5 protein-coding genes are annotated in these 8365 nt (G+C 69.3%); 2 read left to right on the top strand and 3 right to left on the bottom strand.

The features are described 5' to 3' along the window. The first annotated feature begins 441 nt into the window (after nucleotides 1-441). Together kdpB and G3O00_RS37000 are read left to right on the top strand one after the other, a co-directional pair. Nucleotides 442-2526 carry a potassium-transporting ATPase subunit KdpB gene (gene kdpB / locus G3O00_RS37005; protein ID WP_206145973.1) on the top strand — a complete coding sequence of 695 codons (2085 nt, stop codon included), beginning with the start codon at nucleotides 442-444 and terminating at the stop codon, nucleotides 2524-2526. Nucleotides 2527-2590: 64 nt separating this feature from the next. Next, complete coding sequence (locus G3O00_RS37000; protein ID WP_206145972.1) at nucleotides 2591-3289, top strand: response regulator; 699 nt, start codon at nucleotides 2591-2593, stop codon at nucleotides 3287-3289. Between the two features lie 8 nt (nucleotides 3290-3297). Here G3O00_RS37000 and G3O00_RS36995 read toward each other — a convergent pair whose 3' ends face one another. From G3O00_RS36995 to G3O00_RS36985, 3 genes are all read right to left on the bottom strand, one after another. Next, nucleotides 3298-3951, bottom strand: coding sequence for a lytic transglycosylase domain-containing protein (locus G3O00_RS36995; protein ID WP_206145971.1), 654 nt, complete (start codon nucleotides 3949-3951; stop codon nucleotides 3298-3300). Between the two features lie 115 nt (nucleotides 3952-4066). Further along, nucleotides 4067-5425 (bottom strand): DUF3999 domain-containing protein, encoded by a 1359-nt coding sequence (locus tag G3O00_RS36990; RefSeq protein ID WP_206145970.1) that lies wholly within the window; start codon nucleotides 5423-5425, stop codon nucleotides 4067-4069. Then, nucleotides 5422-8365 (bottom strand): DUF2339 domain-containing protein (locus tag G3O00_RS36985; protein WP_206145969.1); only part of this gene is annotated, 2944 nt, incomplete at its 5' end. The genes G3O00_RS36985 and G3O00_RS36990, both read right to left, overlap by 4 nt.

Genomic DNA, 8365 nt, shown 5'->3' with positions numbered 1-8365 from the left:
GCACGACGCGCGGCGGGGGCCGCGAGTTGCCGCTCGTCGCCGTGGCGTCCGCGTCAGCACGGGCGCTACACGTTCGGCTGAACGCCGCGCCCCCGGTTCGTTTTCCTGCTTTGCCGCGTAAACGTCGTCTGAGCGGAGTGTGGCGCTCCCGCTCGTGTACGGCCCTTGAGACACCCCCGCCGCGCCGCGGCGAAACTGGCGTTTACGCGCTTTTTATACCTCGACGCGATCCTTTGCCGCGATCTTCACGCGAACCTTCATAAGATGGTTGCGTGGAAACGGAAGCCGCACGCGAAAACGCGCGAAGGCAGCCGGCTCGCCTGACCGACGCCGGCTGCCGTTGCGCGAGCGCGCCGGCAAAAGGAAACCGCCATGTCTCTCTCTCCCATGACAGGTCCGCGTCCCGCGCAGCCAGGCCATGCGCGCACGGCCGTGCGCTCGATGTTCGACCCCGCGCTCGTGCGTCCGGCGATCGCCGATTCGTTCAGGAAACTCACGCCGCGCACGCAGTTCCGCAATCCGGTGATGTTCTGCGTGTACGTCGGCAGCATCCTGACGACGATCCTGTGGATCGCCGCGCTGTTCGGCCAGGCCGAAGCGCCCGCCGGCTTCATCGTCGCGATCGCGCTGTGGCTGTGGTTCACCGTGCTGTTCGCGAACTTCGCCGAAGCGCTCGCCGAAGGGCGCTCGAAGGCTCAGGCTGCATCGCTGCGCAGTGCGAAGCACAACGTGGTCGCGAAAAAGCTCGCGGCGCCGCGTGCGAAGTCGGCGGTCGAAGTGATGGCATCGACCGACCTGCGCAAAGGCGACGTCGTGCTCGTCGAAACCGGCGACACGATCCCGGCCGACGGTGACGTGATCGAAGGCGTCGCGTCGGTCGACGAATCGGCGATTACCGGCGAATCCGCACCGGTGATCCGCGAGGCGGGTGGCGACTTCTCGTCGGTGACGGGCGGCACGCGCGTGCTGTCCGACTGGATCGTCGTACGCGTCGCCGTCAATCCGGGCGAGGCGTTCCTCGACCGGATGATCGCGATGGTCGAGGGCGCGAAGCGCAAGAAGACGCCGAACGAAATCGCGCTGACGATCCTGCTCGTCGCGTTGACGATCGTGATGCTGCTCGCGACCGCCACGTTGCTGCCGTTCTCGACGTTCGCGGTCGAAGCGATGAAGGCCGGCCATGTGGTGACGATCACTGCTTTGGTTGCGCTGCTCGTGTGCCTGATCCCGACGACGATCGGCGGGTTGTTGTCCGCGATCGGCGTGGCCGGGATGAGCCGCATGATGCAGGCGAACGTGATCGCGACGTCGGGCCGCGCGGTGGAAGCCGCCGGCGACGTCGACGTGCTGCTGCTCGACAAGACCGGCACGATCACGCTCGGGAACCGCCAGGCGTCGGCGTTCGTGCCCGCGCCGTTCGTGACCGAGGAGGCGCTGGCCGATGCCGCGCAGCTGTCGTCGCTCGCCGACGAAACGCCGGAAGGCCGCAGCATCGTCGTGCTCGCGAAGCAGCGGTTCAACCTGCGCGAGCGCGACATGCAGGCACTGCATCCGGTGTTCCTGTCGTTCAGCGCGCAGACGCGGATGAGCGGTGTCGACCTGTTCCCCGCGGGTTCTGCTCCCGGGGCGGCTGGCCGCGAGATTCGCAAAGGTGCGGCGGATGCGATCAAGCATTACGTCGAGTCCCACGGTGGCCGCGTCACGCGCGAAGTCGACGCGGTCGTGACCGACATCGCGCGTCGCGGCAGCACACCGCTAGCGGTGGCGGAGCGGGCGGACGGCGTCGCTCGCGTGCTCGGCGTGATCGAGTTGAAGGACATCGTGAAGGGCGGCATCAAGGAGCGTTTCGCGGAACTGCGCAAGATGGGCATCAAGACCGTGATGGTGACGGGCGACAACCGGCTGACGGCCGCGGCGATTGCAGCGGAAGCGGGTGTCGACGATTTCCTCGCGGAAGCGACGCCGGAAACCAAGCTCGCGACGATTCGCGAGCACCAGGCGGCAGGGCGCCTTGTCGCGATGACCGGCGACGGCACCAACGACGCGCCGGCGCTCGCGCAGGCCGACGTCGCCGTGGCGATGAACACGGGTACGCAAGCGGCGAAGGAAGCGGGCAACATGGTCGACCTCGACTCGAACCCGACGAAGCTGATCGAGATCGTCGAGATCGGCAAGCAGATGTTGATGACGCGCGGGTCGCTGACGACGTTCTCGATCGCGAACGACGTCGCGAAGTATTTCGCGATCATCCCGGCCGCGTTCGCGACGACGTATCCGCAATTGCGCGTGCTCGACGTGATGCATCTCGCGTCGCCGTCGTCGGCAATCCTGTCGGCGGTGATCTTCAATGCGCTGATCATCGTCGCGCTGATCCCGCTCGCGTTGAAGGGCGTGCGCTATCGCCCGCTCGGTGCCGCGCCGCTGCTGCGCAGGAACCTGTTGTTGTACGGCCTCGGTGGCGTGCTGCTGCCGTTCCCGTTCATCAAGCTGATCGACATGGTGCTGGTGGCATGCGGATGGGCTTGAGTATGGACACGCACTATGCGGCGCGTTTGTGCGCGCATGAAGCACCGGACGGAGACGCTGCCGGATGAGCGAACCGACCGTCGTCATCGTGATCGTCGACGAAGACAGGTTCATCCGGCATTTCGTCCGTGTCGCGCTGAAGGCCGAACGCATGCACGTCTGCGAGGCCGAGACCGGTGCGGCGGGCGTGGCGGCCGTCGGTGCCCGACGGCCCGACCTGATCGTCGCGGACACGAACCTGCACGACATTGGCGGCACCGACCTGATTCGTGCGCTGCGCGCGTGCTCGGCTGTGCCGCTGATCGTGCTGTCGGCGCTGAGTGCGGAAAGCGACAAGGTGGCAGCGCTCGACGCGGGTGCGGACGACTACCTGACCAAGCCGTTCGGCGCTGCCGAGCTGATCGCGCGGATTCGTGCGCACCTGCGGCGGCAAGCCGGCGGCGGGCGCCTCGATGCGGTACGTGTGTGCTTCGGCGACGTGACCGTCGATCTCGCCGATCGCCAGGTGTTGCGCGGCGGGGCGCGCGTGCATCTGAGCCCGATCGAATTCCGCTTGCTGGCTGCGCTCGCGCATCACGCGGGCCGGCTGCTCACGCACGATCGTCTGCTGAGCGAGGTGTGGGGTGCGGCGCACGGCAAGGATGCGCACTATCTGCGCGTGTATGTCGGCCACCTGCGGCGCAAGCTGGAGTGCGATCCGCGGCGGCCCGTGTACATCGTGACGGAGACGGGTGTCGGCTACCGGCTTGCCGGCGCGCGGTAGCGACGCGCTTAAGGGTTCGCGGCCGTCCGCAGCTCGTCGCTCGCCGCGCCGTTCGAGCGGCGCAGTTGCGCATCGAACTGCTGCGCGCGCAATGCGACGCGCTGTGCATAGCGCCTCGTGCCACCGTTGTAACGCACGAGCGCGGTTTCGACGTCGCCATCTGCATCGTCGAGATAGCCGCGGAAGATCGCCGCGCCGATCCGCACGTTGGTGGCCGGATCGGAAAGATCCTTCACATGCGCGACGAGATCGCGATGGGCGGTGGGCATCACCTGCATCAACCCGCGAGCACCCGCGACACTGACCGCGTGGCGATCAAAGCCCGACTCGACCGCGATGATCGCGAGCAGCAGCGCCGGGGCAAGCCCGTAGCGATCCGATTCGGTCTGCACCGCGCGCGCGATCGTGCGTGCGTCGGCATACGCGACGTGGAAGCGGTTGCGCAGCGCGATGACGATCGTGTCGAGGGCGGGGGGCGGCGATGCTTCGGGCGTGCTGGCGGCGGTGACCGGTGCTGCGGGCGTGTCGTCGGCATGCGCGGGCAATGCGATCGACAGCGGCAGCACGATCGGGAAGAGCGGCAGAAAGCGCTTCAGCCGCAGGGCCGGGCGCACGTGCGTGCGCGGCGCCGGCCGGTCATACGGTGGATAGGTTTCCTGCATGTCGTCGCATCGTGGTTCCGATGCGACGACTGTACGCAGTTATGCATTGCGACCGTCGAAAGAAACAGGTGCGCCCGATAAATGGCGTGTAAAGACGGGCGACGACCGCTTTGCGTCACTCGTCGCGGCCGCGCGTATCGCCGCCGCCTTTCGCGAGGCGCCATGCAATCGTACCGAGCACGCCGACCGCGACGACCAGCGCGCCCCACAGCACGTAGCGGCGCGGTGCGTCCGTATCGACGGCCGGCGCCGGTGCGACCGCTGACACCGGCAACGCCGCGCCGACGCGCGCGGGCCGCACTTCGGGCGCCATGCCGACCAGCAGCGCGTCGCGACTCACGGCTGACGACACCCGCGACGCATCGCCGACGCCGAGCGTAAACGGCGGTGTGCCGCGCGCGACGAACGTCAGCGCGGCCGGATGCCAGCCGATCGCGACGGCCGGCTGGCCGCCGCCGAAGCCGCCATTGCGCATGTCGACGATGATCCGCCACGCGCGATCAGTATTCGCGGCGAACTCGAGCGGCGGATTGCGCTGCTCGCCGGCCTTGCCCTGCAGCCGGAACAGCACGGCACCCGCGACGTCGCGCCACGGCGCCTGCGCGTCGGTGCGGCTCTGCAACGTCGCTCGCGCGACGGTGTTCGGCTGTGGCAGGTCGATGCGCACGCGGTCGACCGGATATGCGCCGTCGGTGTCGAACAGGTACTCGCCAGGCGTGCCGCCGGCCCGTACGCGCACGGCGTCGCGCCATTGGCGCGGCACGGACGCGGTGTCGGTCCCGCGCGCATCGCGCGGGTGTGTTTCGACGTCGATCGACGTAACCGCGGGCGCGCCGTCGAGCCAGTCGAGCCGCAGGTAGCGCGGTGCCGCGCCTTCGAGCGCGATGCGTTCCTGCACCAGCATGTCGTCGCCGTGGCCGACCTTCAGGAGCTGCGTGCTGCCGAGCGAGCGCCAGCTGCGCAGGTCGTCGCTGGCTTCGACGGAGACACGCCCCTGGTAGCTGTCGTCGCCGATGTGCACGAGCAGCGCGTCGATGTCGCCGTCCGCATGCGACAGGTCGACGAGATCCGCGCCGTGCTTTGCGGGCACCGGGGCGGCGACGCCCGCGCGCAGCGCGCCGTCCGGGCCGACCGTCACGCCGAGCGGCGCGTTGCCGTTGTCGGCGCGGGCGGGCGGCAGCGGAAACCAGTGCACCGGCGTGCGTGTCGGCGGTACGGCCGGCACGGCCGCTGCGGGCGCGTCGAGCGAATACGGCACCGGTTCGCCCGCGCCGTTGAAGATGCGCACGTCGCCGAGATCGTCGCGCCGGCTCGCCGCGTAAACGGGCTGCGGCACGGTGAGCTGGTAATACGCGGCAGTGCCGTCGAGGTCGAGCGAGAAGCGCTGCGCGGCGTGCCCGGCGCCCGGCATGCCGTCGGCCGCTGCGAACGACGCGAGCAGGCTTAGTCCGAACAGGGCGGTGAGTCGTTTCATACTTTGTCGTCCTGCTGCGCCGCCGCCTTCGGCGGCAGCGGCGAGAAATACCCGATCAACAGCAGCAGTACGCCGATGCCGATGAACGACACGATGCGCTCGATGCCGGTCACGTGCGACAGGTCGAACAGGAACAGCTTGACGACCGTGAGCGCGAGCAGCGCGGCGCCGACGAACCACAGCGGACGCAGCCCGCGGCGCGTCGCCCAGATCGTGATTGCAAGCGCGCAGAGCGTCCAGTACACGGACACCGACGCCTGCACGAGCGTCGATTCCGCCATCGCGCCGAGTTCGTACGGCACGCCGGCCCAGTGATGCAGCGTGCGCAGCAGGATCGCGTTCAGCCACAGGAACGCGGTTGCGCCGGCCGCACTCAGCAGCGCGACGCGATGGATGTCGAACGACCAGCCGAGCTTGCGCGCACGCACGAACCACGTCGCGGCGAGCGCATAAACGACCGCGAGCACGAGATCGAGCGGGTTGAAGAGCGGCACCCGCGCCCAGCTTCCGCCGTCCTGCGTGAAGTTCGCGTAGAAGGTCCACACCCACATCACGACGATCAGCGGCAGCGACGCGAGCGCGCACACGCGGGCGATGCCGTCGCGGCGCGTCAGCCACATCCCGGCGAACGCGAACAGGCTCCAGCCGACCATGAACACCTGCTGGATGCCGAACGACGACAGCACGGTGTCGGTGTCGTAGATCATGTGGAAGCGGTGATGCAGCGTGCGCAGCATCAGCGCGTTGAACCACAGGAACACGGTGGCGATCGCTGCGTAGTCGACGACGCGCGGATGCCACGCGATACCGAGCGTCTTCAGGCGGCGCAGCCACACGGCGAACGCGACGAACACCAGGAACTGCGCGATGTCGAGCGGGTTGAGCAGCGGCAGCCAGAAGAGCGGCGCCGCGTTGCCGTCGCTGATCACGCTGGCGATGCTCCACAGCCACAGCAGTGCGGCGAGCGGTGCCGCGCCCCACACCTGGTACGCACGCGGGAACGCCGCGACGGGCCAGCGCAGCCGCGAGCCGGGGCCCGACACCAGCAGGAGCAGCGCACCGAAGCCGTAGGCCCACGCGCTCCAGCTCCACGCGCCCTCGGGCACGTACGCGCGCAGGCGCCAGAAGCCTTCGAGCGACAGCAGCCCGCACACGGTCCAGAACATCAGCGTATGCAGCGGCGCGATGATGCCTGCCGAGATGGATGGCGCGACGCCAGGCACCGTGCGTTGCGCGGAATCGGCGCCAGCCGTGCCGCGCGACTGGCGCCACAGCAGCGCGAGGCCTGCGCCGACGGCGACGGGCCAGGCGAACGCGCCCATCCCCGACAGCGGCGCTTCGTGGGCATCGAACGCACGCAGCGCAAGCAGCGCCAGCACCGGCGTCAGCGCGAGCGCGGGCCATTCGGCGAGCGGCCATGCCAGCCGGCGGCGCGCGACATGCGCGAGCCACGCGGTGCCGGCCGCGAACAGCGCGGTCGAATCGACGACGAAGCGGTCGGCATGCAGGTCGACGTGACGGCTCGCGTAGACGAGGATCTCGTGCAGCCCGCCGCTTACCCACCACAGCAGCCCCCATGCAGCGGCGGCGGCACCGATCTCGGGCATCCACGCACGCCACGCGCGCGCTTCGCCGCGTCCGTGCAGCCACCAGCCGGTGAACAGGCCGGCGAGCGCGATCAGCAGCATCGCGATGGTCGGGCTGTTGAGCACCGGCAGTGCGGTGGCGTCGGCCGGCCCGAGCAGGCTCGTGAAGAATGCGCCGGCGGCGGCAACCTGCATCAGCAGGCCGAAGCCGAACCGCAGCATGCGTTTCTCGCGCACGCCGAGCCACACGACGGCCGCGCCTTCGATCGCCCACGCGGCGCTGGTCGTCGGGCCCGAGAACGCGAGCGGCACGGCCAGCGTCGCGAAGATCACCGCGAGCGCGAGCGTGGATTCGAACAGCAGCGCGAGGCGGTCGCGGCGCCGCGCGAGCCACGCGGTGACCACGATGTAGAACGCCGACAGCGCGACGGCGCTCCACGCGAGCCCGAACGGCATGTCCTTCACGAGCGACGCCTGCAGCGCGGTCGCGACGATCGGCGTGCCGAACACGAGCGTGCCGTCCACGTAGTGCCGCAACGCGATTTCGCGCTTCACCGCATACAGCAGCGCGATGCCGACATACATCAGGAAAAACAGGATGAGGAACGGCTCGGTGCTCGCGAACAGCGCGGGGCGGTAGGCCGTCACGCCCCACGCCGAGCCGATCGTGAACGTGAACACGAAGCCGAGCAGGTTCAGCGGACGCCAGGCCTTGAACCAGGCGATCGCGAAGATGCCCGCGTTCAGCAGCGCGTAGTAGCTGAACAACGCGACGTGGTTGCCCTGGCCGGTCGACAGCAGGACCGGCGCGAGAAAGCCGCCGGCGGTGCCCATGAACGCGAGCGGCAGTGCGTTCTGCCGCACCGCGAGGAACGCGCTCAGCGCGCACACCGCAACCATCAGCGGGAACGCGGCGCCGACGGGCAGCAGCGCGTACAGCTTGGTCGCGGCGAAGATCGTCAGGTACAGGATGCCGACGCCACCGCCCTGCAGCACGAGCCCGTACGCCGCGCGGCGCGTACGGACGCGCCAGCCGATCGCGAGCAGCGCGGCCGCGGCGAGCGCGGTGCCTGCGAGGCGGAATTCGATCGGCAGCATGTTGTTGTCGGCTGCGTACTTGAGCAGGAACGCGACACCGAAGAACAGCACGATGATCCCGACGCGCACGACCGTGTTGCCGCCGAGCAGCCAGTCGCGCGCGGCGCGGAATGCGCGCTCGACGAGGTCGGGTTCGCGCGGCTTGGGCGGTGCGGGAGGAACCGACGGTGCGGGGGCCGGGGCAGCAGGTGTTTCGCTCGCGCGGATCGCGGCGGCCGGTGTCGGTGCCGGTGCCGGCGTGGCGGTGCGAGCGGGA

Source organism: Burkholderia sp. Ac-20384 (assembly GCF_017104605.1).
In the GTDB taxonomy this organism is placed as follows: Bacteria; Pseudomonadota; Gammaproteobacteria; order Burkholderiales; family Burkholderiaceae; genus Burkholderia; species Burkholderia lata.
Note: the sequence above shows the minus strand (reverse complement) of the source record. Positions and strands in the feature narration are given on the sequence as shown.

What these genes read in the sequence shown, in the direction of transcription:
- G3O00_RS37000 (WP_206145972.1), top strand. Translation starts at nt 2,591, where the DNA reads ATGAGCGAACCGACCGTCGTCATCGTGATCGTCGACGAAGACAGGTTC.
- kdpB (WP_206145973.1), top strand. Translation starts at nt 442, where the DNA reads ATGTTCGACCCCGCGCTCGTGCGTCCGGCGATCGCCGATTCGTTCAGG.
- G3O00_RS36990 (WP_206145970.1), bottom strand. Translation starts at nt 5,425, where the DNA reads ATGAAACGACTCACCGCCCTGTTCGGACTAAGCCTGCTCGCGTCGTTC.
- G3O00_RS36995 (WP_206145971.1), bottom strand. Translation starts at nt 3,951, where the DNA reads ATGCAGGAAACCTATCCACCGTATGACCGGCCGGCGCCGCGCACGCAC.